Genomic DNA, 26,499 nt, shown 5'->3' with positions numbered 1-26,499 from the left:
CGGACGCCCACAAGGAGGCACTCCATGCTCATCTCGCAGCGACCCACCCTCAGCGAAGAGGTCATCGCCGACGACCGCTCGAAGTTCGTCATCGAACCCCTCGAGCCGGGCTTCGGGTACACCCTCGGCAACTCGCTTCGTCGCACCCTGCTGTCCTCGATTCCGGGCGCGGCCGTCACCAGCATTCGCATCGACGGCGTGCTCCACGAGTTCACCACGGTTCCCGGGGTCAAGGAGGATGTCACCGACATCATCCTCAACCTCAAGGGCCTCGTGGTCAGCTCGGAAGAGGACGAGCCGGTCACCATGTACGTCCGCAAGCAGGGCCCCGGCACCGTGACCGCGGGCGACATCGTGCCCCCGGCCGGTGTCACCGTCCACAACCCGGACCTGCACATCGCCACCCTGAACGACAAGGGCAAGCTGGAGATCGAGCTCGTCGTCGAGCGCGGCCGCGGCTACGTCCCTGCCGTCCAGAACAAGGCGTCCGGCGCCGAGATCGGCCGTATTCCGGTCGACTCGATCTACTCGCCGGTGCTCAAGGTGACCTACAAGGTGGAGGCGACCCGCGTCGAGCAGCGCACCGACTTCGATCGGTTGATTCTCGACGTGGAGACCAAGAACTCGATCACCGCGCGGGACGCGCTCGCTTCGGCGGGCAAGACCCTGGTGGAGCTCTTCGGTCTGGCTCGTGAGCTGAACGTCGAAGCAGAAGGCATCGAGATCGGTCCCTCGCCCGCCGAGGCCGACCACATCGCCTCCTTCGGACTCCCCATCGAGGATCTCGACCTCACGGTCCGGTCCTACAACTGCCTCAAGCGCGAGGGTGTGCACACCGTCGGTGAGCTCGTGGCACGCACGGAGTCCGACCTGCTCGACATCCGCAACTTCGGTCAGAAGTCCATCGACGAGGTGAAGGTCAAGCTGCACTCGCTCGGCCTCTCCCTCAAGGACAGCCCCGCGTCCTTCGACCCGAGCACCGTCGCCGGCTACGACGCCGCGACCGGTACCTGGAGCGACACGGACGCCGGTTCCTTCGGCGACGCCGAGGGGAACGAGGACTACGCCGAGACCGAGCAGCTGTAGCAGCTCACGGTCCGTTACTAGGAGATTCATCATGCCCAAGCCCAAGAAGGGTGCCCGCTTCGGCGGGTCGGCCTCGCACCAGAAGGCGCTGCTGGCCAACCTGGCCACCGCGCTCTTCGAGCACGGCCGCATCACCACCACCGAGGCCAAGGCCAAGGCCCTGCGGCCCTACGCCGAGAAGCTCGTCACGCACGCGAAGGCCGGCACGCTGGCCAACCGTCGTGAGGTGCTGAAGGTCATCCGCAACAAGGACGTCGTCCACACGCTGTTCGCGGAGATCGGCCCGTTCTACGAGGACCGCAACGGCGGCTACACGCGCATCGTCAAGACGATGCCGCGCAAGGGTGACAACGCTCCCATGGCGATCATCGAGCTCGTCAAGGAGAAGACCGTCACCTCCGAGGCCGACCGCGCCCGTCGCGTCGCCGCCTCGCAGAGCGCGCCGGCCACCGAGGCCCCGGCCGAGGAGAACGTCGTCGAGGCCGTCGAGGCCGACGCCTCCGACGCGCAGGTCGAGAACGCGGACGCCGTCGTCGACGCGATCGAGGACGAGACCGCCACCGCGGCCGACGCCAAGGACGCCGACGAGGCCAAGAAGGACTAGTCCACTTGGTTTCGGCATCCGCTGAAGCGAACGAGCCCGTCGCCCCCCACCGGGGCGGCGGGCCCGTTGCTTTCGAGAACCCGTCCGCCGCCGGTGAGGACAGCACCCGGCTGCGGCTCGACATCGCCTACGACGGCACCGACTTCTCCGGCTGGGCACGGCAGCCCGGACGACGGACGGTGTGCGGGGAGATCGAAGAGAAGCTCGGGGCGGTCGTACGCACTCCGGTCCAGCTCACGGTCGCCGGGCGGACCGACGCCGGGGTGCACGCGTCCGGTCAGGTCGCGCACGTCGACGTCCCCACCGCTACCCTTCCGGACGACCTCGCCCGCCTGGTGCGACGGCTCGCGCGGTTCCTGCCGCGCGACGTCCGCGTCACCGGCATCTCCGTCGCCCCGCCCCACTTCGACGCCCGTTTCTCGGCGGTCCGCCGGCACTACGAGTACCGGCTCACCACCGCCGTCTACGGCGCCGAGCCGCTGCGGGCCCGCGACACCGTCGCCTGGCCCAAACCGGTGGACGTCGACGCCATGCGTGCCGCCTCGCGGTCGCTGCTGGGCCTGCACGACTTCGCCGCCTTCTGCAAGCGGCGCGACGGTGCGACGACGGTCCGCGAACTGCAACGCTTCGACTGGACGCGCACAGGGGACATCCTCACCGCGCACGTGAGCGCGGACGCGTTCTGCTGGTCGATGGTGCGCAGCCTCGTCGGGGCGGTCCTCGCGGTAGGGGAGGGGCGGCGCAGTGTCGAGTGGACGACCGCGCTGCTCGACGAACGGCAGCGCGCCGCGGCCGTGGCCGTGGCTCCGGCGCACGGACTCAGCCTCGTCGGCGTCGACTATCCCCCCGACGACGAACTCGCGGCGCGCAACGCGGCCACCCGCGAGGTGCGCGGGCCCGTCGGTCCCGGCTGCTGCTGACCCGCGGCCGAACCTGCCGGTGATATGTTCCGACGAGCACGTCCCCCGGCGGCCCGGCCGGGGGATCGGCATGTGAGAGGGAGGCACAGTGCTCGACCTGCCCGCGATCCGGCGGCGAGGCGCGACGGTCGCGGCGGCCCTGTTCGCCGCGGCGTCCCTGCTGACGGCACCGGCGGCCGCCGAGCCGGCTCCGGCCGGGGCCTACGTCGATCACGTGGAGGAACGAACCGCGCGCGACTGGGTGTTGCACGTGTACTCGCCGTCCATGGACCGGGTGATCCCGGTCGAGGTGATCCGGCCCGCCGACACTTCCGCTGCCCGGCCGACCTTCTACCTGCTCAACGGAGCCGGTGGGGGCGAGGACGCCGCGAACTGGCGGGAGCAGACGGACGTCCGCGAGTTCTTCGACGGCAAGAACGTCAACGTCGTCACCCCGGTGGGCGGAGCCTTCTCGTACTACACGGACTGGGTCCGTGACGACCCGAAGCTCGGCCGGCACCGATGGGCGACGTTCCTGACGTCGGAACTGCCGCCGGTCGTGGACGCGGCACTGGGCGCCGACGGTCGCAACGCCGTGGCGGGGATGTCGATGTCGGGCAGTTCGGTGCTGGCCCTCGCGCAGCAGTCGCCGGGACTGTACGAGGCGGTGGCGTCCTACAGCGGGTGCGCGCAGACGAGCAGCGATCCGGGGCGCAGCTACGTCGAGGCCGTCGTCACGATAGGGGGCGGCGACGTCGAGAACATGTGGGGCCCGATCGGCGGGCCGGGGTGGATCGCCAACGACGCGGCGCTGAACGCGGAGAAGCTGCGTGGGACGACGCTGTACATCTCCTCCGGCGGTGGCCTGCCGGGTCCGCACGAGGCGGCCCTGGGCGGGCAGGTGGACCCGGTCGACCTGCTCGTCCTCGGATCCATCGAGGCGGCCACGGCACAGTGCACCGAGCGGCTGCGGCGGACCTTCGACGAACTCGGGATCGAGGCGACCTTCAGCACAGCGGCGGAGGGCACGCACTCGTGGGGGTACTGGCAGGATGCGCTGCACGAGTCCTGGCCGATTCTTGCCGAGGCGATCGGCGCGTAGCGCGGCTCGGCACGAGCGACGGAAACAGCAAGGGGCGAGGTCGGATGACCTCGCCCCTTTCGCTACGCGCGTCGAGGCTTCTCTCAGATCAGCCAGCTGAGGAAGGAGAGCACGTGGTCGACCAGGGAGCCGAGCGAGCCGAGCAGCATGGGGATTACCTCCGATGTCGATGGACAAATCCTGGACGTACGTCCAACCAAGATCTAAGTACAGGATGTCCGCTTTGCCCAGAAAATGTGACGCAGGATACCGGGGCACGGCGAGGGTTCCGAGGTCAGTCCGCGATCATCCGGAGCAGCGCCGCGAGCGCGCGGAACGGCAGCGTCAGGACCCGCAGGAACAGGACGCCGAGCTCGGCGAGTGTCGCCACCGTCTCCGCGGCGTCGGCCGCCCTCTCCACTCGGTCCACGGCTCTGCGACCCCGTCGACGATGTCTGTCCACCGGCGCACGGTAGCAGGCGGTTCGCGAAATCTGACAGGAGGATGTTTCAGATTCCGCGGCACGAGTTATCCCGGCAGTGCCGGGGTGCGCGTGCCGCCGGGGAGGACGGCCGCGCGCCCCGGCACCGCTGCGGGCCCGCGCCCCGGCTCGACCGGGCCTTCGACACCCGGCACGGCCGGGAGTTCACACCCCGGCGCGGCCGGGAGTTCACACCCCGGCGCGGCCGGGAGTTCACACCGTCAGCCCGCCAGGTGCCGCGCGATGACCAGCCGCTGGATCTGGTTCGTCCCCTCGAAGATCTGGGTGATCTTCGCGTCCCGCATGAAGCGCTCGACGGGAAAGTCCCGGGTGTAGCCGTAGCCGCCGAGTACCTGCACGGCGTCGGTGGTCACCTTCATCGCCGCGTCGGTCGCGACGAGCTTGGCGACCGACGCCTGCCGCGAGTAGGGCAGACCGGCGTCCTTGCGGCGCGCGGCGTCGATGTAGGTGGCGCGGGCCGAGTCCACCGCCGCGGCCATGTCGGCCAGGACGAATCCGAGGCCCTGATGGTCGATGATCTTCTTGCCGAACGCCTTGCGCTCCTTGGCGTAGGCGGTGGCCTCGTCGAGCGCGGCCTGCGCGAGACCCACCGCGACGGCCGCGATCCCGAGGCGGCCCGAATCGAGGGCGCTGAACGCGATCGGCAGGCCCTGCCCCTCGGCCCCGATGCGGCGCTCCTCGGGGACGAACGCATCGTCGTAGTGGGCGGTCGTGGTGGGGATGGCATGCAGGCCCATCTTCTCCTCGGGCTTGCCGAAGCTGAGGCCCTCGGTTCCGGCGGGCACGAGGAAGCAGGAGATGCCCTTGGAGCCGGCGTCGGAGGTCCGGGCGAACAGCGTGTAGAAGTCCGCCTTGCCGCCGTTGGTGATCCACGCCTTCGATCCGGAGATCCGGTAGCCGCCGTCCACGGCTGTCGCGCGGCAGGTCAGGGCCGCGGCATCGGACCCGGCCTGCGGCTCGGACAGGCTGTAGGCGCCGATCGTCTCGCCGCCGAGCATGGCGGGCAACCACCGGGCCTTCTGCTCCTCGGTGCCGTGGGTGGCCAGCGCGAAGCACGACAGGCCGTGCACACTCACCGCGACCGCGACGGCCGCCCAGCGGGCGCCGAGCTCCTCGAGCACCTGCAGGTACACCTCGTACGGCTGATTCCCGCCGCCGAACTCCTCCGGGTACGGCAGGCTCAGCAGTCCCGCCGCGCCGAGGGCGGGGAACACGCCCTCGGGGAACGTCTCGTTGCGCTCGTGTTCGACGACCCGCGGCGCGAGAACCTTGTCCGCGACGTCGCGGGTCAGCTCGATGAGGTCGTAGGCCTCGGGGGTGGGCAGCAGGCGCTCGACGGGCACGGTGACTCCTCGCTCGGAAAATAGTACTGAGAACGATACTGCAGTACTATCTGCAGTATGACAAGAGCGGGAACCCGGCGCGGCACGGCGCGGCAGGCGCAACTGTTCGACCAGCTCGTCGCGCTGTTTCTCGCCGAGGGCTTCGCCCGCTTCACCCTCGACGACATCGCCGCCCGCCTGCACTGCTCCAAGTCGACCCTGTACGCCCTCGCCGAGAGCAAGGACCGCCTCGTCCGCGCCGCCACCGTGCACTTCTTCCGCGGCGCGACCGAGCGCGTCGAAGCCGAGCTCGACGGCCGCAGCGGCGCCGTCGACCGCATCCGCGGCTACCTCGAGGCCGTCGGCCGGCAACTCGAACCCGCCTCCGCGCAGTTCATGGAGGACATGGCTGCCGCCCCCGCCGCCCGTGAGGTCTACGAGCGCAACACCCGGCTCGCCGCCGAACGCGTCCGCGACCTCATCGCCGCCGGAGTCGCCACCGGGGAACTGCGCGACGTGCACGCCGCGTTCGTCGCCGACGTCGTCGCCGCCGTCATGGTCCGCATCCAGCAGCGCCACGTCGCCGAGGCCACCGGCCTGCCGGACGCCCAGGCCTACCGCGAACTCGCCGCCCTGCTCACCCACGGCCTCACCGCCTGACCCGCCTACCATCGGCCCATGGACGCCGAAGCCCCGATTCGTCTCGAGATCGTCGTCGCCAGCGTGCGGGCCGGGCGGATCGCGCCCGTCGTCGCCGACTGGTTCGCCGCCGCCGCGCGGCAACGCCGCGAGTTCGACGTCGGCGTGCTCGACCTCGCCGACACCCCGCTGCCGCAGGATCTGTCCGGCGGCCGGGAGGCCGAGGCGTTCACCCGGCGCATCGGTGCGGCCGACGCGTTCGCGGTCGTCACCTCCGAGTACAACCACGGATATCCGGCCGCACTGAAGACCGCCCTCGACACCGTCAAACACGAATGGCGCACCAAGCCGGTTGGATTCGTCTCCTACGGCGGGCTCTCCGGCGGTCTGCGCGCCGTCGAACAACTCCGGCAGGTCGTCGTCGAGGTGCACATGGTTCCCGTGCGCGAATCGGTCAGCTTCCACCGCGTCAAGCACGCCTTCGCCGCCGACGGCACCACCACCGACGGCGCCGCCGCCGATGCGGCCCAGCGGATGCTGACCCAGCTCGCCTGGTGGGCACGGACCGTGCGCGCCGGACAGAGCGCCGAACCCTACCCGGGCTGAGGAACCCGGCTGCGCCCACCCGCGCGCGGACGACCGAGGAACGCGGCTTCGGCGCCGACACTCACCAGCGACAACGACACCCGGCGGCCCCCAGCCGTGAGCACCACCCGATCCCCGGCCGCTCCGGGCTGCAGGATCGACACGTCCGGGCGCTCACGCGGCCACCGATCCGGATCCACGTGCACGTGGATCGCGGTCGCCCCGGCGGGAACCGCCGCCGGGCGCACACCGTCGTACACGATCGTGTCGAAACCCCGCTCGTCGCCACCGAGGCGCAACCGGTCCGGTCCCGCGGCGGCGAGCAGGGGGCGCCAGGCCGAGGCGCGATCGGTGTGGATCGCCACCCGCGCGCCGATCGCGACCGACCGGAACACCAGCTGCTGCGCCAGGTACAGCTCCCCGGCGACGTAGACGGTGCGCACGCCCCGGCCGGTCACGCGAGCTGACACGGCCGCTCCGGACTCGTCCGCCCCGACCACCTGCCCGCATCCTGTCACCGGCAGGGTCAGGGCGTCGGCGTCGCCGAGCTGCACGGTGCGCAGGGGGACCAGATCCTCGAGCCCCGCCGCGGCCGTCGGCGTCGACGCCAGCAACCCGTCCAGTTCGCGACTCCACAACCGCCGAGTGCCCGGCGTCCGGCGGCTCGGCTCGGGGGACCGGCTCGTTCCGCGCAGCACCGCCCCCACCCGCACGGTTCCGGGCTCGGTGCCGGGTCGCAGGCGCACCGTGATCGTCGCCGACGACAGCGGCTCCGACCAGACGCGGGTCAAGGTCGCCCGGTCGAGGTGACCCGGTTCGACGACCGAGGCCCGGCTGAGACCGCCGGGAAGCCGTACCGCGTCGCGATCCTCCTCGAGCAGCAGCGGATCCGCGCATCCGGTGACGGACTCCACCGCCCGGGTGATCTCTCCCGCGTCGAGGATCCGCGCGGCGTGGTGCTGTTCCGCCAACGCCCGCACGACCCGGCGCGCCGCGATGCTCACGGCGCGTGCCGCGCCCTCGGCCCCGCCGCCCCGGCGCGCCACCGCGGCCGGGCAGGCGAGGGCGTCGAACCGCAGCGCGAGCCACACCGTGCGGGTCGCGGCGGCGGGCAGCGGACCGACCAGGCTCCCGTATGCCTCGCCGGCCACGGTCTCGTCGCACGCCCGGCGGCCGTGCGCGACGACGTCGATCCCGTCGAGTTCGACGTCGTGCCGCGAGAGGCACGCGGCGATCGCCGCCAGCGGAAGCCGGCGCAGGGGATCTGCCCGGTCGCGTGTCAGCCGGGTGAGGTCGCCGCCCGTCGGCACCAGCTCCACGACCGCGACGACGGCCGAGCCGTCCCAGCACACCCCGACCGGTCCGTCGCCGGCCGCGGCGACGTCGACGATCACCGGGGCAGTACGGATCGGACGGTTCCGGAATCGCCACCATTCCCGCGACCAGTCGACGGCGTCGCGCCCCCGGACCGGGACCACCACCGACACCGCGGCCAGCGCCGCCACGACCACCGAAGCGGGAAGCGGGGCGCCGGCGGCCGCCGCGATCGTCCACCCGATCAGCGCTGCACACTGCGCCCGCACCACCCCGGCCGCGGAGCGGCGCCGTGGCCGCCGGAAAACCCCATGCTGCACGACGATTCCCCCGTTCCCCCCGAGCGACGGCCCGGTCCCCCCCCGATGTTCCCCGCCGGAACTGTACTGTGTTGCGGCGGAGGGGGCGTCGTACGGGGGAGGATCGATGGGAGCGCAGCCGACCACGCGCTGGCAGGTCAACGGCTACCGGTTTCTGGTGCGCCGCATGGAGCATGCACTGGTGCGGCGGGACGTGCGGATGATCCACGACCCGATGCGGTCGCAGTCACGCGCGCTGGCGGTGGGTGCCGTCCTCGCCTGTGTCGGACTCGCGGGCTGCGCCGCACTCGCCCTGTTCCGCCCGCAGGACAAGATCGGCGATGCCACCATCGTGGTGGGTCGCGAATCCGGCGCGATGCTGGTCGCGATCGACGGCACCTTCCATCCGGTGCTCAACCTGGCCTCCGCCCGCCTGGTGCTCGGGCGGCCCGACGAGCCCACCGTCGTCGCCGACGAGGAATTCGAGACGCGCCCACGGGGTTCCCTCGTCGGCATCCCCGGTGCGCCGTCGGCGCTGGCACACGTCGCGGAACCGCTGTCGTGGACGGTGTGCGACACCGTCGCCCCCGACGGAAGCCGCTCGGTCACCACGAGTGTCGCCGCCGGGGAGCCCGCCTACGGCGACCGCGCACGACCGCTCACCGACGACGAGGCCCTGCTCGTCGCGGCCGACGGCAGGCACCATCTGGTGTACCGCGGATCGCGCGCCGAAGTCGACCTGTCGGACCGCGCGCTCACCCGCGTTCTCGGCCTCGATGCCGGCATGGCGCGTCCCGTCGGTCCGGCCCTGCTCGCCGCCATCCCGGAGGTGCCGCGGCTCGAGGCTCCGCGGATCCCCGGCGCCGGCGACGAGCCCCGCTATCCTATCGGCTCGCTGACCGTCGGTTCGGTGGTCCGCGTCGCAGTGCCGGACGGGAAGAAGTTCTACGTCGTGCTGCGCGACGGTGTGCAGGAGGTGTCCGAGGCGACGGCACAGATCGTCCACTTCACCGATTCGCAGGGCGCCGCGGAGATCCCTGCCGTCCCGCCGGATCTGCTACGGGACGCGCCGGCCGTGCGGGGTCTCGACGTGGACACCTTCCCCACGACCGTGCCCACGGTCGTCGATGCCGGCGACCGCCCCGTCGGATGCCTGACGTGGACCCCGGAGGCCGCCGCGGACGGACAGTCGCGGTCCGTCGTCGAGGTGTCGGCAGGCTCGGCACTGCCGCTACCCGAGGGGGCGGTGCCGGTGTCCCTGGCTCAGGCGGACGGTGGCGGGCCCGAGGCCGACAGCGCGTACCTCGCGCCCGGCCGCGGCGCGTTCGTGCAGACCACCTCCGTCGCGCCGGACAGTGCGCGGCGCGGCGCCCTCTTCTACGTCGCCGACACCGGCGTGCGGTACGGCATCGTCGACGCGGACGCCGCGACCGCCCTGGGATTCTCCGAACCCGTGCCCGCGCCGTGGCAGATCGTCGAATTGTTCGCGCCGGGACCGGCACTCGGGCGGGCGGAGGCGCTCGTCGCTCACGACGGCGTCGCACCCGATCCGGACCCGGCGCCGGTCGGCGCCGGCAGCTGACGCCGGCGTCGCAGCGACGCTGTCGCTCCCACGATCACGAGCACCACAGTCGCCGCGACGACCGCGACGTTCCGGGGCCGTTGATCCGTCGGCGCCGGTGGTGCCGGGGATGCGACGGCCACCGAACGGGGCACCTGCGGACGCTCTTCCGTCCACGGGGCGGTCACCGCCGCGAACGGGTCGATGACGCCGTGTCCCACCCGCGGATTCCAGCCCTCGGCCGGCGCGTGCGCCGTGGCCTCGATCCGCAGCGCGACGGCGCGGGCATCGAGATGCGGAAATCGTGCCCGTACCAGCGCGACGGTCGCGGATACGAGTGGCGCCGCGAAACTGGTGCCCGACACCGGAATCGGGCCCTGTGCTCCCCGATAGGCGTCGACGAGGCCGTCCGCGGTGGGATGCAGGGAGACCACACCGCTGCCGGGTGCGGCGACATCCACCCACGGTCCCGGCAGGCTGAAGCTCGACGGTGAGCCGTCGGGCTCGACCGAACCGACCGTCAGTACGTAGTCGTCGTACCAGGCCGGCGAGGCCACGGTCGTGACCGCACGCCAGGGATCCTCGCCCGGGCGGAGCGGATCGAGTCCGTGCGGATTCGACCCCCGGCAGCGCTCCTCCACATTCCCGGCGGCGGCGACGACGACGGCGTCCTTCACCTCCGTCGCGTACCGCACCGCCGCCCCGAGTTCGGGGTCGTCGATCCCTTCTGCGGCCGGAGCGCAGGCGACCTCGGAGATGTTGATGACGGTGGCGCCGCGATCCGCGGCGTGGCGCACCGCCATCGCCATCGTGCGCACGTTGCCGTAGCCGGGTGACGTGCGCGCATCCTGGTCGTCGGCGTCCGGCCGGTGCGCCGAGAAGTGGCGGCTGGACTGGCGCACGGTGAGGATCCGCGCGTCCGGGGCGCCGCCGGCGAATCCCGACCCGGCGACCGGGCGGGCCGCGACGAGTCCCGCCACCAGGGTCCCGTGGGCGTCGCAGTCCTGCGTCCCGTCGCCCGAGGAGACGTAGTCCCCACCGGGGACCAGCCCGGGCAGCCTGGCGTTCCGGCCCACTCCGGTGTCGATCACCGCCACGAGCTGGCCCGCGCCGCGCGTCAACGGCCACACGGCCGGAAAATCCAGGAGGCGTTGCGGTTCCGGGATCGAGGCGGTGTCGTCGACGGTGGCGACGGTGGTGCACGGCGAACGTTGCGCGGTATCGTCGACGGGGCCGGGCGCCGCGGGGGGAGGCAGGCTCCCGGCATCGGCGGGCGGGGGCTGCGCCCCGGCGAACGGGGCCGTGCCGAAGGACGAGGTCGTCAGCACCAGAGCGACGAGGAAGAGACGTGCCCCGCGGGCCACGTCAGATCCCGCGGACGGCGGCGTAGAGCCCCGTGACCCAGCAGGCCAGCGGCAGGACCGTCGCGATCGTCGCGTACTCGACGAGCTCGGCGGCGCGCCGCTGCACCGGAGTGAACGAGCGACGCGGGGCGGCCACGCCGAACACCAGCGCTGCGGCCGCGACGCCCGCGGCGAGGGCGAAGACCGCGACGGGCGGCACGGATCCGCTGATCGCGGCCGCGGCGAGCAGGGCTACCGGCACGGATGCGCCGCCTGCCACCAGCAGCGTCGCCTGGCGCGCGTCGGTATAGGTGCGGCCCCGCAGCATGATCACCGCCGCAGCGGCGAGCGCCAGGGCGGTGCCCGGTCCGACGGGGTCGTCCCCGGACAGCGGGGCTGCCGCGCACCACGCACCGGCGACGGTCAGAACGGCTCCCGCACCGACGAGACCGGTGAGGTGGTCGCGTGCCCGCGCGGCGGCCGCCGCGAGCTCGCCCCGATCGGGCAGGGACCGGTCCTCGCCGTCCGGGCCGTCCTCTCCGTCCTCGATCCGGGGTGCTCCCGCGCCGGGGCCGGGTACCGGGGGCAGCGGCAGGTCGGCGAGCTTCATGGCGAGCCGGGGAGCGAACGTCACGGTCAGCATCGCCGTGACGACGACTCCGGCTCCGACCGCGGACGCGGGGATTCCCGAGGTGGCGACGAGGAAGGCGGCCGCCGCCACCGCGGCGACGGCGGCAACCGCGGTGAAGGGCACCCGTCCGACGTCGGCCGAGACCAGGACCAGGGTTGCCGCGGCCCCCGACAGGACCGCACCGAGCATCGAGTGTGCCGGTCCGAAGGCCCCCGGCACCACGAGGATTCCGGTGACGAAGGCGGCCGGCACCGCGCAGGCGCACAGCAGCGCCACGGGGCGACGGTCGTCGCGGGCCCGGCCGAGCAGGATCCCGGCGAGCAGGAGCAGGACGGCGAGTGCGCCGCAGCCGGCCCCGGCGGCAAGCCGTCCCTCCGGCGCGGAAAGGCGCAGCAGAGCCCCCGCACCGACCGCCGTCGCGGACAGGGTGACCGCTGCCGCGACCGTCGCCGCCGCGCCCGGCGACCAGCGGCCCGTCCCGGCCTCGTCGGCGGTCGCGACGCTGTGGGTCACGTCGTCGAACAGCGGGGGTGGCGCCGGTGTCGACGCGTCCTCGAGCACGAGCAGATCGCCGTCGCGGACGCCCTGCTCGTGCAGACTCAGTGCCGCCGCGAGCCGCGACGAACCGAGGCGGGCCAGCGCCCATGCTTCGGGCTCGACCCGCTCGACGGAGGGGTCGAAGTCGTTGACGGCGCGGTGACTCGCGACGAGGTCGACGACGCCGGGCACGATCAAGGCGACGGGCACGTCGCCGGGCAGGGCGAGATCGACCTGTGTGTGCCGTGCCAGCACGGTCACCCGGCAGAGTTCGGGTGGGTCGATCCGCCCCGGTTCGGTATGCGCAGCCGTCATCGTCCATCCCCCCGTCGTCCCCCGACCGTGCTTCGGTCCGGACGGGCTCGCCCGCCCGCCCGGACCTCGCGGAGACGATACGACATCGCCTCGCGCAGACGCCGTCGCGTCCGCCTGCATGCCGATCCATCCGGTGTGCGTTACCCTTCGTCGACCGTGGGGGGACGGCCGTCGCGAGGACGGCTGCCGTGGTGGGGCGGTGGGGGTGGGTTCGTGAGCACAGTGCGGTTCGTGGGGACAGTGCGGTTCGTGCGCAGGCCGCGGCGCGAGGTGCCGCGCGTACCGGTGGGCGAGGTGGGAATGCAGGCCCCGCCGGAGATTCCGCGCTCGACGCCGGGCAATCTCCTGGCGAAGTTGCTGCCGGTCGTGATGGTCGCGGCGATGATCGGCATGGTGGCGCTGATGTTCGGTTCCGGGGCGGCGCGGAGCCCGATGTCGCTCGTCTTCCCGCTCATGATGGTCGTCTCGATGGTCGGCATGTTCGCGGGCAGCCGCGGAGGCGGAGCGAAAGCGGCGGAGGCGGACGAGGATCGAAAGGACTACCTGCGGTATCTCGACGGTCTCCGGCGGGAGGTCCACGACACCGCGGACCGGCAGCGGCGCGCCCTCGAATGGACGCATCCCGACCCGGCCGTGCTGTGGACGCTCGCGGGGACGGTACGCATGTGGGAACGTGGCGGCACCGACGCCGACTTCTGCCACGTCCGGGTCGGGCTCAGCGGCCAACGTCTCGCGACCCGGCTGATCGCTCCCGACACCGGTCCCGTCGAGGACCTCGAACCGGTGGCAGCCGTGTCGCTGCGGCGGTTCGTGCGCGCGCACTCGGTCGTGCCGGCTCTGCCGACCGCGGTGTCGCTGCGCGGGTTCGCGGCCGTGTCGTTCGGCGGCGACCGCCGCACGGCACGCGATCTGGTACGCGCGATGCTCCTGCAACTGTGCACCTTCCACAGCACGGAGGTCCTGCGAATCGCCGTCGTGTGCGGGCCGGACACGGCTGACGAGTGGGACTGGGTCAAGTGGCTGCCGCACGTGCAGAACCACGAGATCGTCGACGGGGCGGGTAGCGCCCGCGCCGTGTTCGGGTCGGTCCGCGATCTCGAGGCCGCATTCGCCGACCGCCTGACGGGGCGCGGGCGATTCGCCCGCAACGCGGCCCCGGTCGACGGTGTGCCCCAACTGGTGATCGTGATCGACGGGGGCGTACACGGCTCGGGTTCGGGGATCCTCGACGACGGACTCGACTCCGTCACGATCCTGGACCTGTGCGCGTCGATGCCCGTCGCGGCGGCCTCCCGCGGACTCGAACTCGTTGTCGGTCCGGGACGCCTGGGTGCCCGCGCCGGCGAGCGGGTGGAGACCTTCGCGGTGCCGGACGGAGCAAGCGTGGCGCAGGCACAGACGGCGGCGCGGCGACTGGCGCCGTACCGAGCCACCCACCGGGCCGCCGAGTCCGGTGCCGGTGAGAATCGGCCGGACCGGTGGGAGGAGCTGCTCGGGCTCGGCGACGTCGCACAGTTCGACCCCGGCCGGGCATGGTCGCCGCGGCGGGGGCGCAACCGGTTGCGGGTCCCGATCGGAATCGGAACCGACGGCACACCGGTCGAACTGGACCTGAAGGAGGCCGCCGAGGGTGGCATGGGCCCGCACGGATTGTGCATCGGCGCCACCGGCTCGGGAAAATCGGAGCTGTTGCGAACCCTGGTACTGGGTCTGATCGCGACGCACGCCCCCGAGTCGCTGAATCTCGTTCTCGTCGACTTCAAGGGCGGCGCAACCTTTCTCGGACTCGAGTCGGCGCCGCACGTCGCGGCGGTGATCACCAATCTCGCCGACGAGCTGGCCATGGTCGATCGGATGAAGGATGCCCTCGAGGGCGAGATGAACCGCAGGCAGGAGCTTCTGCGTGCGGCAGGTAACTTCGCGAACGTGGGCGACTACGAACGCGCCCGCGCCGGCGGTGCAGCGCTGGCACCGTTGCCGGCGCTGGTCGTCGTCGTGGACGAGTTCTCGGAGTTGCTCACGCAGCAGCCGGACTTCGCGGACCTGTTCGCCGCGATCGGCCGGCTGGGGCGGTCCCTGCACATGCATCTGCTGCTCGCCAGTCAGCGAATCGACGAGGGCCGGTTACGCGGACTCGACAGTCATCTGTCGTACCGCATTGGACTGAAAACCTTCTCGGCCAACGAATCCCGAAGTGTTCTCGGCGTCCCCGACGCCTACCACCTGCCGCCCTCGCCGGGAGCCGGATACCTCAAGTGCGACTCGGCGGAGATCGTGCGGTTCGCTGCCGCCTACGTGTCGGGGCCCTACGAGCGTCGCCGCTCGGACCGGTCGGTGACCCGGCACGGCACTGCAGCCGCCCGGCCGCGGCTGTTCACCACCGCGGAAGTGCCCCTGGCGCAGCCCGAACCCGTTCCCGAGCCGGTCGAGCCCGGCGACGATCCCCTCCCTGCCGAGGAAAGCCGCTCCGTGCTCGATGTCCTCGTCGCGCAGGTCCGCGGCCACGGCGCACCCGCGCACGAGGTCTGGCTGCCGCCTCTCGATGCGGCGCCGAGCCTGGACCGGCTCCTTCCCCGGTCGTTGCTGACCGGTGACGTGCTGCCGCGGAGCATCCTGCGCACGCCGATCGGCATCGTGGACCGCCCCTTCGAGCAACGGCGGGATCCGCTGGTGGTGGACCTCTCCGGCTCGGCCGGCAACGTGGTCGTCGTCGGAGGACCGCGCTCCGGCAAGTCGACGATGCTCCGCAGCCTCGTCCTGTCGATGGCGATGACGCACACGTCCGAACAGGTGCAGTTCTACTGTCTGGACTTCGGCGGCGGGGCGCTGGCCGGCCTCGCCGGCCTCCCGCACGTCGGCTCGGTCGCCAACCGGCTGGACGCCGACCGCGTCCGCCGGACGATCGCCGAGCTGACCGCCCTGCTGCGGCGCCGGGAGGGCCGATTCGGCGAACTCGGCCTCGAATCGATGGCCGAGTTGCGCCGTCGCCGGGCCGGCGGCGGGCCGGGTGCGGACGTGGACGCCTTCGGCGACGTGTTCCTCGTGATCGACGGCTGGCCCAGCATCCGGCAGGACTTCGAGGCCCTGGAGCCGCAGGTCGCGGTGCTGGCCGCCCAGGGGCTGTCCTTCGGCATCCACGTGGTGCTCACCGCGCCGCGCTGGGGTGACGTGCGACCGGCGATGCGGGACCACCTCGGGACCCGTCTCGAGCTGCGCCTCGGTGATCCCGCCGACTCCGAGTACGGCCGTAAGAAGGCGGCGGCGGTACCCGAGGGCCGGCCGGGCCGGGGCATCGACCGTGACGGGCTGCACGTACTGGCCGCGCTGCCGCGGGTCGACGGCAGCTCCGAGACCGTCGATCTCGCCGCGGGACTGGCGGACGCCGTGGCCGCCGTCGCCGCGGCCGCACCGGGTCGCCCCGCCCCGGTCGTCCGGATGCTGCCCGACCTCGTCGATCGCGCCGACGTCCTGGCCGCCCTCGGCGACCGGTGGGCCGCCGGCGGCGGCGCGGCCGGGGAACGGCGGCTGTTCGTGCCGCTCGGCATCGACGAGGCCGAACTGGCCCCCGTGGGGATCGACTTCGCCGAACAGCCTCACCTGCTCGTCTTCGGCGATTCGGGCTGCGGGAAGACGACGGTGCTCCGCGGCATCTGCCGCAGCCTCCTGGAGTCCCGCACGGGGGCGCAGGCCCGCATCATCGTCGGGGACTACCGGCGCACCCTGCTCGGCGTCGTGGAGGGGGACCACCTCGGCGGATACGCACCGTCCGCCGTGACGTTGTCGGCGATGTCCCGCGACCTAGCGGCGGTGTTCGAGCGGCGGATGCCCGGTCCCGACGTCACCCAGCAGCAGCTGCGGGAACGCTCCTGGTGGTCGGGACCCGAGGTCTTCGTCGTCGTCGACGACTACGACCTCGTCTCCGCCGCGAGCCAGTCGCCGCTGACGCCCCTGCTCGAATACCTGCCCCAGGCCAAGGACGTCGGGCTGCACCTGGTCCTGGCACGCCGCTCCGGAGGGGCCGGGCGGGCACTCTTCGAACCGGTCATCGCGCGGCTGCGGGAACTGTCGTCGGCCGGTCTCGTGATGAGCGGCAACCGCGAGGAGGGTGCACTCGTGGGTACCGCGCGTCCGCGTCCGATGCCGCCCGGGCGGGGCACCCTCGTGCAGCGCGACGGGGAGACGCTCGTGCAGACGGCCTGGCTGCCCCCGCAATGAGCGACGTCCGCACGCTGCATATGCAGGTCGTCCCGGGACGGATCCACGCACGGTGGGCCGATCGGACCGTGACGATTCCCGCCGCGGCGCCCGAGCCCCGTTCGGACGACGATGCGCACCCGGCCGCCCTGCTCGGGTACGCGGCGGCGACGGCAGGGGCACCGGACGATCTCGACACCGTGACGGTGGTGCATCCCACCGAGTGGGGCGAACGTCGTCGAGCGCAGCTGCACACGGCCGCGCGGCAGGTCGCGCGGCACGCCGTCCTCGTGACCGCCGCGGTCGCCGCGCGCCGCACCGCGCCGCCGGGCGACGGCGAGCGGTACGCGGTCGTGGAGGTCGACGGCGCCGGTGTGACGACGACGGCGCTGACCACCCCCGACGGCGAGGTCGACCGGCTCGCCCGGGATTCCGACCTGGACGAGGGGCTGCTGGACTCTCCGGCCGGGGCCCGCCGGCTCGACGAGCTGATACGGAACGTGTGTGGGTCCGTCGATCCGGACGTCGTCCTCGTGACGGGCAGTCCGGGCGAGCCACCCGGAATGCCGCTGTGCGAGCGCATCGCCGAGCGGCTCGGCCGTGGCATTCGGGTGCTACCGGTCGCAGCGTCCGAGATGCTGGCCGCGGTGCCGGATCCCGGCCCCGAGCCGCCGGCGGACGCGGCGGCGGCACCGCGCTGGCTGCACACCGAGCCGGCGTCCCGGCCGGTCGGCCGGGTGCGTCGGGGCGTTGCCGTCGTCGCAGTCGTCGCAGTCGTGGCCGCCGTGGCAGCCGTGGCAGCTGTCGGCCTGGTGTGGACTTCCGGGCACCGTGCGGACCTGCACGAGGAAATCGTGAACGATCCCGCCGCGGGCGACGCGGGCGGCGTGACCCCGGGGACGAGATCTCCCACGCCGAGGGCTCCTTCGGTGCGGCACGTGCTCGGGCCCGTCCGGCTGGAGCTGCCGGAGGGGTGGGCGCTTCGTGGCCCGGCCCGTGCCGACCGTACCGAACTCGTCCCGGTGGGCGGGAGTGATCGCCGAATAGTGCTGGTGCACAGCATTCTTCGTCGTCATCTGGACTTGGCCGGCGTGGGGGAGGTGCTGGCCCGCCGCGCGGCCGAACGAGGCGAGGTGATCCGCGACCTCGACGCCGACACCACCTTCGCGGACCGTCCGGTGATCGCCTATGTGGAGGCGCCGGACGACTTCTCGCTCGTGCGCTGGTTCGTCGTGGTCGAGTCCGGCATCCAGGTCGCGGTCGGATGCCAATTCCTCACCGGCGAATGGTCGGGCATCAAGAACGAATGCGAGCAGGCCGTGCACACGGTGACGGTCGCGTAGCGGATCGCCTCGTTCGCCGAGAAGGGAACCTGACGGCCCGGCACTGCGTCCAATCGGTGTAGGCGCGAACCGCTTCGGCCACGGGGGTCCGAAGGGACACGGAACGCGGAACTGCAGAGGAGACAGGCGTGACGCAACCAGGGCAGGGCAGTTCGAATCGGGTGGCGACCGACGTCGCGACCATGGAGACGGCGGCGCGGCAGATCGAGGACTCCCACGGAGAGCTCGAACAACTGCTCGGGGCGCTGCGTACCACGGTCTCGTCGTCGCCGGACGTGTGGCAGGGCCGGTCGGGAATGGCGTTCACCGACGTGATGTCGCGATGGGACCGCAGTGCCCTTCAGCTCAACGAGGCGCTGGCCGCGATCGTCGCCGGCATCCGCACCAACGGCCGGGCGTACGAGGGCACCGTCGAGGCCCAGGCGCAGTCGCTGAACGTCCTCGGCGACAGCCTCCACGGCACCTACTGACCCCGAAGGTCCGGCACCGACCGGACCCGATTCCGTCCGCACGACCCGACCCGAGGAGAACGAATGAGTGGACCCGATGTGATCCGGCAGGACTTCGGTGGCATCGACGACCTGCATGCGCGCGTCGTCGGGCTGCAGCGCGGCATGAACGACACGCTCGACCGGATCAGATCCCAGGTCGAACCGCTGGTGCAGACCTGGGACGGGCAGGCCCGGTCCGAGTACCACGTCACCCAGCAGAAGTGGGATCGGGCGTCCGCCGACCTGAACCTGCTGCTCGACCAGATCGCCGTCGCCGTGGCGCGGGGCAACGACGAGATGCGCAGCGTCGAATCCGAGCTGGCACGGAGGTGGCAGGCCTGAGACGACCCGGGTGACGAGCGACGTCCCGGTGGTGGAGAGGCCGCCGGGACGTCGTGCTGTGTCGAACGGGCCGGGTGCTGTGTCGAACGGGCCGGGTGCTGTGTCGAACGGGCTGGATGCTGTGTCGAACGGGTCGAGTGCTGTTTTGACCGGGCGGACACGTCCCCGGTATCGTGTCCCGTTGGCGTGTCGTACGTCGTCGTTGCTTCGTGCGCGGCGAACGTCGCTTCTCGGGTCCCAACTGGCCGCCGAGGGTGATCATCGACGACGCGCGGGCCAGCAGCGACACGATAGACGAGGAAGATCTGTGTCTACGTACACACCGAAGGCCGGCGACGTGACCCACCAGTGGCACGTCATCGACGCCACCGACGTGGTGCTCGGCCGCCTCGCGGTGCAGGCGGCGAACCTGCTCCGCGGCAAGCACAAGCCCACTTTTGCCCCCCACGTGGACGGTGGCGACTTCGTCGTCATCATCAACGCGGACAAGGTTGCCGTCTCCGGCAACAAGAAGCAGGACAAGCTCCTGTACAACCACTCCGGCTACCCGGGCGGCCTCCGTTCCCGCACCGTCGGTGAGGTTCTGGAGAAGAACCCGGACCGTCTGGTGGAGAAGGCCGTAACCGGCATGCTCCCGAAGAACAAGCTCGGTCGCGCGATCGCGAAGAAGCTGAAGGTCTACGCGGGCCCGAACCACCCGCACACCGCGCAGCAGCCGGTGCCGTTCGAAATCAAGCAGGTGGCGCAGTGACCGAGAACGTGAACGAGAACTACAGCGACGAGTACACCGACACCGAGAACGTCGAGGTCGCCGCGGACGAGTACGTGGCCGAGGAGGCCGCTGTCGCTCCTGCGCCGATCGTGTTCGACCGCCCGGTGCAGACCGTCGGCCGCCGTAAGGAGGCCGTCGTCCGCGTCCGCCTCGTGCCCGGCACCGGCAAGTTCGTGCTCAACGGCCGCACCATCGAGGACTACTTCCCGAACAAGGTGCACCAGCAGCTCGTCAAGTCGCCGCTGGTCACGGTCGAGCGCACCGAGCAGTTCGACGTGCACGCCCGCCTGCACGGCGGCGGCCCGTCGGGTCAGGCAGGCGCCCTGCGCCTGGCGATCGCCCGCGCGCTGATCGAGGTCACCGCCGAGGACCGTCCCGCGCTCAAGCGTGCCGGCTTCCTCACGCGTGACCCGCGTGCCACCGAGCGCAAGAAGTACGGCCTGAAGAAGGCCCGTAAGGCACCGCAGTACTCCAAGCGCTGATGTGCCGCCGACGCTGACCTCGTCAGCCTCGGCACCTGTTCGACCACGAGAGCAGGCGCCGGTAGAGAATTCGCTACCGGACGCCTGCTCTCGTGCATTGACGTACTTTTTGCGACAGCAGGCGGCGCAGGCCGCATTTCTCGACGTGGAGGACTTTGCTCGATGGGTCGGATGTTCGGTACCGATGGCGTGCGAGGCTTGGCGAACGCCGAGCTCACGGTCGAACTGGCGATGCGACTCGCCGGAGCGGCCGCGACCGTGCTGGCGAACGGTGCCGAGGGGCGGCGCCCCGTCGCGGTGGTGGGCCGCGACCCCCGCGCGAGCGGGGAGATGCTCGAAGCCGCGGTGACCGCGGGTCTCGCGGCGGCCGGCGTCGACGTGTTGTCGGTCGGGGTGCTGCCCACTCCGGCGGTCGCGTTCCTGACCGACGCCTACGACGCCGACCTCGGCGTGATGATCTCCGCGTCGCACAACCCCATGCCGGACAACGGCATCAAGATCTTCGCGGCCGGCGGCCACAAGCTCGACGACACCGTCGAGGACCGCATCGAGGCGATGCTGCACGGTGAGGGCGTCGTCGCACGTCCCACCGGTGCGGGTGTCGGCCGGGTGCGGACCGCCGCCGACGCGGCCGATCGCTATCTCGCACACCTCGCGTCGGCGCTGCGTACGCCGCTGACCGGACTGACGGTGGTCGTGGACTGCGCCAACGGCGCGGCGTCGCACGTCGGACCGGCCGCGTACGCCGCGGCCGGGGCCACCGTCGTCGCGCTGCATGCGGAACCGGACGGGCTGGACATCAACGACGGGTGCGGTTCGACCCACCTGGAGGGTCTGCGGGCCGCGGTCGTCGAGCACGGCGCCGACCTCGGTCTCGCCCACGACGGCGATGCCGACCGGTGCCTCGCGGTCGATGCGACGGGCGCCGTCGTCGACGGCGACGCGATCATGGCGATCCTCGCCCTCGGGATGCGGGAGGCCGGCGAACTGCACGACGACACGCTCGTCGCCACCGTGATGAGCAATCTGGGCCTGCACCTGGCGATGCGCGAAGCCGGGATTACCGTCGTCACCGCCGGGGTCGGTGACCGCTACGTGCTCGAGGAGCTGCGGCGCGGTTCCTTCAGCCTCGGCGGCGAACAGTCCGGTCACATCGTGCTGCCGGCGCTGGGCACAACGGGTGACGGGGTGCTCACCGGTCTGCGTCTCATGGAGCGGATGGTGGCGACGGGATCGTCCCTCGCGGACCTGGCCGCCGTCATGCGCACTCTGCCGCAGGTGCTGGTGAACGTCCCTGTGTCCGACAAGTCCGCGGTTGCCGAGGCACCGGCCGTCGCCGACGCGGTAGCCGCCGCGGAACGGGAACTGGGTGAGTCCGGCCGGGTGCTGCTGCGCCCGTCCGGCACCGAACAGCTGGTGCGGGTCATGGTGGAGGCCGCCGACGACGCACTGGCCCGCGCGCTCGCCGATCGCCTCGCGGGAGCTGTCGCCGCCGTCTGAGGCGCTTCTCCGCCCGGGAACCGAACCGCCGCCCGCTGCGTCCAATCCTCCGGGGGACGAGGGAGGGGGCGCGGTGCGTGACGGAATGGGACTCGACGGCGCGGTGGTCCGGTCGGTCGCCGACGGACTGGCGGACTCGGCCACCGACGCGGACTGCCGTGCGCGTGCGTTCCACACCGTCGGCTTCGGCCCGGACGCGGTCGACGACCGCTACCGGTCCGAGGCCGAAGCGGTGCGGGCGTGCTACGACCGACTGCATCGCGCGGTGGTGGAGTGGTCGGCAGCGACGGCCGCACACGCGTCGGCGCTGCGCCGCGCGGCCGGGGGGTACGCGTGGCTGGACCAGGAGACCGACTCCGTCCTGCGGGGCGTCGACATGCCGCCGACGGCATCCCGGTGACCGGGGGCGAGCGGCGGCTCGACCTGGTGCTCGACGGGGGACGGGTCGGGTTGCGCTTCTTCGCCGAGCATCTTCCGCGCGCCGAGCGGTACGCTCCCGGCCTGCCGCCCTGTTCGCACCTGGAGGAACGCTACGACGAGCAGCGCGGCACGGACCCGGCCGTCCTGCTCGTGGACGCCGACGTCTTCGCCCGGCTCGAGACCGGCCTGGATGCCGAGGTCGCGCGGCATCGTTCCGGTGTCGACGCCCTGGCGACGGCGTGGACGGGAGGGGGAGCGGCGGGTGCGGTCGACGCGCTCGTCCGCCATGTGCGAGCGGGGGAGGACCTGCGGGCAGGGCTGGGCACCGCCCACCGTGCGCTGACCGACGCCGCGGCCGCGGTGCTCGCCGTCGTCGAGGAGAAGGCCCGCGCGGCCGCCGAATTCGCGGACACGACCGTCGGCGGACGCACCGTCGAGGAGATCGACGCCATCCTGGCCGGCGCCGCGGACGGCGACGGTCCGACGGCACGCCAGCTCGCCGCGTGGGATCCGGCGCTGGGTCCGGATCTCGACCGCGCCGCCGTCACGCACTGGTGCGCGCGGTGGCGTGACGAGGTGTACCGGCCCGGCGTGGAGGCGGCGGTCGAGTCCTTCCTCGCCCTGTGCGACGACACCGACCGCGCGGTGCGGGCGGTGTTCGCCGAACTCGTCACGATGCTCGCGCCACCGGATCCGGCGGTGCGGGACGTGGGTCCGGTGACCGACCCGTGGGCGCCGCCGGGCGCATCCACGGATCTGGTCGCGGCGGGGCTACGACTTGTGACCGCTGTGGGCGGTCTCACCGGCGCGGTCCTCGATCTGGCCGCGACGGTGGTGGAGGAGGTGACCGAGGCCGTCGAGACGGCCATACCGGCGCCGCCGGATCCCGCACGGGCGCCGTCGCACGCATCCGACTCACAGGCCGGGACCACAGCCACGGAACCGGAACCGCCCACACCCGTTGCCGATTCGGGACACCTCGTTCCGGGGCAGGGCACGGCGGGAGAGGGTGCTGCGGGAGACGGCGCTGCGGAACACGGCGATGCGGGAGTCGGCACGTCGACGGCACCGCTGCCGCCCGATCCCCAGCGGGCGGGTGCGTCGGGTGACGGTGCGCCCCCTGCGCCGGCCGGGATACCCGGACCCCGGGCGGACACCGCCCGCCGGACCGGGACGGCCGGGGCCGAGGGCGCCGACCCGAACCCCGAGCAGGAGGCCGGCGACGGGGTGGTCCTGGCCGAGGCGGGGCCACTGTGATCGGACGGCTGCAGTGACGGGACGGCCGCTGTGACCGGCCGCTTCGAGCGCATCGTCGCCGAGCACCGGGAGGCGGTCGCGTGCCGCCTCGAGACCCTACGGCGCGTCCGGGATCCGCACGAGCTCCCGGTCGGGACGATGCGCGCGCCGGAGCCGGCCGACGAGGAGTTCTACCGTCCGAGAAGCTGGTTGATCTGAGTGCCGAGTTCACGGTCGATCGCGTCGGGCTCGGTGAGCACCTCGGAGCCGGGAAGCTCCGCCTCGGGATCGGCTAACGGCGCGTAGGTCTTGTCACCGGCGAGCCGGTACAGCAGGTATCCGGTGAGCAGCGCGCGGGTGACCTTCTGGGTGTTCCGCTGCGCGCCCCCGACGCCGAGGAAGGCGAGCAGGCGTCGGCCCTCGATCATGCCGTCGTCGGTGGCCTTGTGAACGACCCGCATCAGCACCTCGCCGCCCCAGGCCTGGGCGACGGCGACGGCGTCGCTGCCCATCGAGCCGAGGTCCTTCTCCGCGGCGAGCACGAGACCGGGCGCGTGCACCCGGGCGGCCAGGGCCGAGGCCGGGGGCGACGTCGGAGCCGGGTAGAGCGCCGCGACGGCCGCCACCTCGCGCCGGGACGCGGCAAGCACCGCGGCTCCCGCGCCCATGCCGTGGCCGACCAGGCCGAGCCGATCGGGGTGCACACTGATCCGGCCGGTCCCCAGGCGCACGCCCACACAGATGTCGAGGGTGGTGCCGAGATCGGCGGCGAGCCCGAGGTGCGACGGGATCGGTCCGCGTTCGGTACTCGGAGCAGCGACCACGATGCCCCACGAGGCCAGGTGCTCGAACAGCTTCGAGTACTTGTCGAGGCCGGTCATCCAGCCGTGGCCGAACGCGACGGCGGGCAGGCCGAACCCCTCGGCGGGTGTGTAGACGGTGCCCGGCTGACCTGCGAGAGCGAGGTTGCCGCGCAATACCGTGTGCGGTCCGCGTTTCGAGAGCCGCTGGGCCAGGGATTTCGGTTTCGCCGCCACGGCGTGAACGTTAGCCGATGATCAGCTTCGCGCGTGCCACCCGTCGGGGACACGGACGAGTTGTTACCGGCGGGTCGCGGACCAGTACCCTGCTAACCATGTGCGGAATCGTGGGGTACGTCGGGCACCGCCCGGCTCTCGATGTCGTGGTGGAGGCACTGCGGCGGATGGAGTACCGGGGCTACGACTCGGCCGGGGTGGCGGTCCTGGACGGCGCGGGTGGTCTGGCGGTGGAGCGCAAGGCCGGTCGGCTGGCGAATCTGGAGGCCGAGCTCGACGAGGTCGGGGCCGAGCACTTCGCCGGGACCACCGGCATGGGCCACACCCGGTGGGCCACGCACGGTCGCCCGACCGATCGGAACGCGCACCCGCACCGGGACGCGACGGGGAAGGTGGCGGTGGTGCACAACGGCATCATCGAGAACTTCGCGCCGTTGCGGGTGGAGCTCGAGAAGGCCGGGGTGGAGTTCGCCAGCGACACCGACACCGAGGTGGCGGTGCATCTGGTGGCCCGGGCGTATGCCGAGGGGCCGACCGCGGGGGATTTCGAGGCCAGTGCGCTGTCGGTGCTGCGCCGGCTCGAGGGGGCGTTCACGCTGGTGTTCACCCACGCCGAGCATCCGGGCACGATCGTGGCGGCGCGCCGGTCGACGCCGCTGGTGGTCGGGGTCGGGGACGGGGAGACGTTCGTGGCCTCGGACGTGGCGGCGTTCATCGAGCACACCCGGCACGCGGTCGAGCTCGGGCAGGACCAGGTGGTGGTGATCACCGCCGACGGGTACCGGGTGTCGGACTTCGACGGGGACACCGACGTGGCGACCCGGCCGTTCGAGATCGACTGGGATCTGGCGGCCGCCGAGAAGGGCGGCCACGACTACTTCATGCTCAAGGAGATCGAGGAGCAGCCCGCCGCGGTGGGCGACACGCTGCTCGGGCACTTCGCCGGCGGTCGCATCGTGCTCGACGAGCAGCGGCTGTCGGATCAGGAGCTGCGCGATGTGGACAAGGTGTTCGTCGTCGCCTGCGGCAGTGCGTACCACTCGGGTCTGGTGGCCAAGTACGCGATCGAGCACTGGACGCGGCTGCCGGTGGAGGTGGAGCTGGCCAGCGAGTTCCGGTACCGGGATCCGGTGCTGGACCGGTCGACGCTGGTGGTGGCGATCTCCCAGTCCGGGGAGACCGCCGACACCCTCGAGGCGGTGCGGCACGCGAAGGATCAGAAGGCGCGGGTGCTGGCGGTGTGCAACACCAACGGCGCGCAGATCCCCCGGGAGGCCGACGCGGTGCTCTACACCCGGGCCGGGCCGGAGATCGGGGTGGCCTCGACCAAGGCGTTCCTGGCGCAGGTCGCCGCGAACTACCTGGTGGGGTTGGCGTTGGCGCAGGCCCGCGGCACCAAGTATCCGGACGAGGTGGCCCGCGAGTACGCCGACCTGGCCGCGATGCCGCACCTGATCGCGCGGGTGCTCGAGACGGTCGAGCCGGTGCGGCGGCTGGCGCGGGAGCTGGCGTCGTCGTCGACGGTGCTGTTCCTGGGCCGGCACGTGGGGTATCCGGTGGCGCTCGAGGGTGCGCTCAAGCTCAAGGAGCTGGCGTACATGCATGCCGAGGGCTTCGCCGCGGGCGAGCTCAAGCACGGTCCGATCGCGCTGATCGAGGACGGGCTGCCGGTGATCGTGGTGATGCCGTCGCCGAAGGGGCGGGCGGTGCTGCACTCGAAGTTGCTGAGCAACATCCGGGAGATCCAGGCCCGGGGCGCGCGGACGGTGGTGATCGCCGAGGAGGGCGACGAGGCGGTGCGGCCGTTCGCCGACCACCTCATCGAGATCCCGGCGGCGCCGACGTTGCTGCAGCCGCTGCTGTCGACCGTGCCGCTGCAGGTGTTCGCCGCCGAGGTCGCCCAGACCCGCGGCTACGACGTCGACAAGCCCCGCAACCTCGCCAAGTCCGTGACGGTGGAATAG

At 72.2% G+C, this 26,499-nt stretch carries 24 protein-coding genes; 18 read left to right on the top strand and 6 right to left on the bottom strand.

Going from position 1 to position 26,499, the window contains the following annotated elements; translation table 11 throughout:
* Positions 1–24 precede the first annotated feature (24 nt).
* The 4 genes from LZP97_RS12055 to LZP97_RS12040 all read left to right on the top strand — a co-directional run bounded on the left by LZP97_RS12055 (position 25) and on the right by LZP97_RS12040 (position 3,691).
* Positions 25–1,086 carry a DNA-directed RNA polymerase subunit alpha gene (locus tag LZP97_RS12055; protein WP_006947180.1) on the top strand — a complete coding sequence of 354 codons (1,062 nt, stop codon included), beginning with the start codon at positions 25–27 and terminating at the stop codon, positions 1,084–1,086.
* Between the two features lie 31 nt (positions 1,087–1,117).
* Entirely contained in the window at positions 1,118–1,690 is a 573-nt protein-coding gene (gene rplQ, locus LZP97_RS12050) for a 50S ribosomal protein L17 (RefSeq protein WP_003938063.1), read from the top strand.
* A gap of 5 nt (positions 1,691–1,695) precedes the next feature.
* Positions 1,696–2,610, top strand: coding sequence for a tRNA pseudouridine(38-40) synthase TruA (gene truA / locus LZP97_RS12045; RefSeq protein WP_010595595.1), 915 nt, complete (start codon positions 1,696–1,698; stop codon positions 2,608–2,610).
* 88 nt (positions 2,611–2,698) lie between these two features.
* Positions 2,699–3,691, top strand: coding sequence for an alpha/beta hydrolase (locus LZP97_RS12040; protein ID WP_048773480.1), 993 nt, complete (start codon positions 2,699–2,701; stop codon positions 3,689–3,691).
* A 274-nt stretch (positions 3,692–3,965) separates the two neighbouring features.
* Here the strand turns inward: LZP97_RS12040 and LZP97_RS27265 are convergent, their stop codons facing one another.
* Together LZP97_RS27265 and LZP97_RS12035 are read right to left on the bottom strand one after the other, a co-directional pair.
* A complete protein-coding gene (locus LZP97_RS27265; RefSeq protein ID WP_263623492.1) occupies positions 3,966–4,100 on the bottom strand; it encodes a hypothetical protein in 135 nt (44 codons plus the stop codon).
* 272 nt (positions 4,101–4,372) lie between these two features.
* Complete coding sequence (locus LZP97_RS12035) at positions 4,373–5,515, bottom strand: acyl-CoA dehydrogenase family protein (RefSeq protein ID WP_048773479.1); 1,143 nt, start codon at positions 5,513–5,515, stop codon at positions 4,373–4,375.
* 57 nt (positions 5,516–5,572) lie between these two features.
* On the opposite strand from LZP97_RS12035, the gene LZP97_RS12030 reads away from it, so the two are divergent.
* Positions 5,573–6,154: a TetR/AcrR family transcriptional regulator gene (locus LZP97_RS12030; RefSeq protein ID WP_010595592.1), complete on the top strand. Its 582-nt coding sequence runs from the start codon at positions 5,573–5,575 to the stop codon at positions 6,152–6,154.
* Between the two features lie 18 nt (positions 6,155–6,172).
* Positions 6,173–6,739 carry an NADPH-dependent FMN reductase gene (locus LZP97_RS12025; RefSeq protein ID WP_040272351.1) on the top strand — a complete coding sequence of 189 codons (567 nt, stop codon included), beginning with the start codon at positions 6,173–6,175 and terminating at the stop codon, positions 6,737–6,739.
* Here LZP97_RS12025 and eccE read toward each other — a convergent pair.
* Positions 6,727–8,352: a type VII secretion protein EccE gene (eccE, locus tag LZP97_RS12020; RefSeq protein WP_040272353.1), complete on the bottom strand. Its 1,626-nt coding sequence runs from the start codon at positions 8,350–8,352 to the stop codon at positions 6,727–6,729. The genes LZP97_RS12025 and eccE overlap by 13 nt on opposite strands.
* Before the next feature lie 106 nt (positions 8,353–8,458).
* On the opposite strand from eccE, the gene eccB reads away from it, so the two are divergent.
* Entirely contained in the window at positions 8,459–9,913 is a 1,455-nt protein-coding gene (gene eccB / locus LZP97_RS12015) for a type VII secretion protein EccB (protein ID WP_040272356.1), read from the top strand.
* Here the strand turns inward: eccB and mycP are convergent.
* Complete coding sequence (gene mycP, locus LZP97_RS12010; RefSeq protein WP_040272358.1) at positions 9,859–11,256, bottom strand: type VII secretion-associated serine protease mycosin; 1,398 nt, start codon at positions 11,254–11,256, stop codon at positions 9,859–9,861. The two genes, eccB and mycP, sit on opposite strands and share 55 nt — an antisense overlap.
* A gap of 1 nt (position 11,257) precedes the next feature.
* Positions 11,258–12,718, bottom strand: a complete 1,461-nt coding sequence (gene eccD, locus LZP97_RS12005) for a type VII secretion integral membrane protein EccD (protein WP_048773474.1) — start codon at positions 12,716–12,718, stop codon at positions 11,258–11,260.
* A 231-nt stretch (positions 12,719–12,949) separates the two neighbouring features.
* Between eccD and LZP97_RS12000 the strand changes: the two genes are divergently transcribed.
* From LZP97_RS12000 to LZP97_RS11955, 10 genes are all read left to right on the top strand, one after another.
* Positions 12,950–16,933, top strand: a complete 3,984-nt coding sequence (locus tag LZP97_RS12000; RefSeq protein WP_040272510.1) for a type VII secretion protein EccC — start codon at positions 12,950–12,952, stop codon at positions 16,931–16,933.
* Positions 16,930–18,255, top strand: a complete 1,326-nt coding sequence (locus tag LZP97_RS11995) for a type VII secretion-associated protein (RefSeq protein ID WP_048773473.1) — start codon at positions 16,930–16,932, stop codon at positions 18,253–18,255. The genes LZP97_RS12000 and LZP97_RS11995 overlap by 4 nt, the downstream gene beginning before the upstream one ends.
* 128 nt (positions 18,256–18,383) lie before the next feature.
* Complete coding sequence (locus LZP97_RS11990) at positions 18,384–18,725, top strand: WXG100 family type VII secretion target (protein ID WP_228287068.1); 342 nt, start codon at positions 18,384–18,386, stop codon at positions 18,723–18,725.
* Between the two features lie 63 nt (positions 18,726–18,788).
* Positions 18,789–19,088: a WXG100 family type VII secretion target gene (locus tag LZP97_RS11985; protein WP_225223062.1), complete on the top strand. Its 300-nt coding sequence runs from the start codon at positions 18,789–18,791 to the stop codon at positions 19,086–19,088.
* Positions 19,089–19,395: 307 nt separating this feature from the next.
* Positions 19,396–19,839, top strand: a complete 444-nt coding sequence (rplM, locus tag LZP97_RS11980) for a 50S ribosomal protein L13 (RefSeq protein ID WP_010595582.1) — start codon at positions 19,396–19,398, stop codon at positions 19,837–19,839.
* Positions 19,836–20,342 (top strand): 30S ribosomal protein S9, encoded by a 507-nt coding sequence (gene rpsI / locus LZP97_RS11975; RefSeq protein ID WP_003938048.1) that lies wholly within the window; start codon positions 19,836–19,838, stop codon positions 20,340–20,342. The genes rplM and rpsI overlap by 4 nt, the downstream gene beginning before the upstream one ends.
* Positions 20,343–20,504: 162 nt before the next feature.
* Positions 20,505–21,842: a phosphoglucosamine mutase gene (gene glmM, locus LZP97_RS11970; protein WP_010595581.1), complete on the top strand. Its 1,338-nt coding sequence runs from the start codon at positions 20,505–20,507 to the stop codon at positions 21,840–21,842.
* 73 nt (positions 21,843–21,915) lie between these two features.
* Positions 21,916–22,242 (top strand): hypothetical protein, encoded by a 327-nt coding sequence (locus tag LZP97_RS11965; RefSeq protein WP_228287067.1) that lies wholly within the window; start codon positions 21,916–21,918, stop codon positions 22,240–22,242.
* Positions 22,239–23,519, top strand: coding sequence for a hypothetical protein (locus LZP97_RS11960; RefSeq protein ID WP_048773471.1), 1,281 nt, complete (start codon positions 22,239–22,241; stop codon positions 23,517–23,519). Before LZP97_RS11965 ends, LZP97_RS11960 begins: the two co-directional genes overlap by 4 nt.
* Positions 23,520–23,549: 30 nt before the next feature.
* Positions 23,550–23,717: a hypothetical protein gene (locus LZP97_RS11955; protein WP_162919327.1), complete on the top strand. Its 168-nt coding sequence runs from the start codon at positions 23,550–23,552 to the stop codon at positions 23,715–23,717.
* On the opposite strand, the gene LZP97_RS11950 is transcribed toward LZP97_RS11955, so the two are convergent.
* Entirely contained in the window at positions 23,690–24,535 is an 846-nt protein-coding gene (locus LZP97_RS11950; protein WP_040272368.1) for a dienelactone hydrolase family protein, read from the bottom strand. The two genes, LZP97_RS11955 and LZP97_RS11950, sit on opposite strands and share 28 nt — an antisense overlap.
* Positions 24,536–24,633: 98 nt before the next feature.
* Here LZP97_RS11950 and glmS point away from each other — a divergent pair, with 98 nt between their 5' ends.
* Positions 24,634–26,499 carry a glutamine--fructose-6-phosphate transaminase (isomerizing) gene (glmS, locus tag LZP97_RS11945; RefSeq protein ID WP_017679652.1) on the top strand — a complete coding sequence of 622 codons (1,866 nt, stop codon included), beginning with the start codon at positions 24,634–24,636 and terminating at the stop codon, positions 26,497–26,499.

It is taken from the genome of Rhodococcus sp. DMF-1 (assembly GCF_021441945.1).
Classification (GTDB): domain Bacteria; phylum Actinomycetota; class Actinomycetes; order Mycobacteriales; family Mycobacteriaceae; genus Rhodococcus; species Rhodococcus ruber.
The sequence above is the reverse complement of the archived record's forward strand: the minus strand, read 5'-3'. Positions and strand labels throughout refer to the sequence as shown.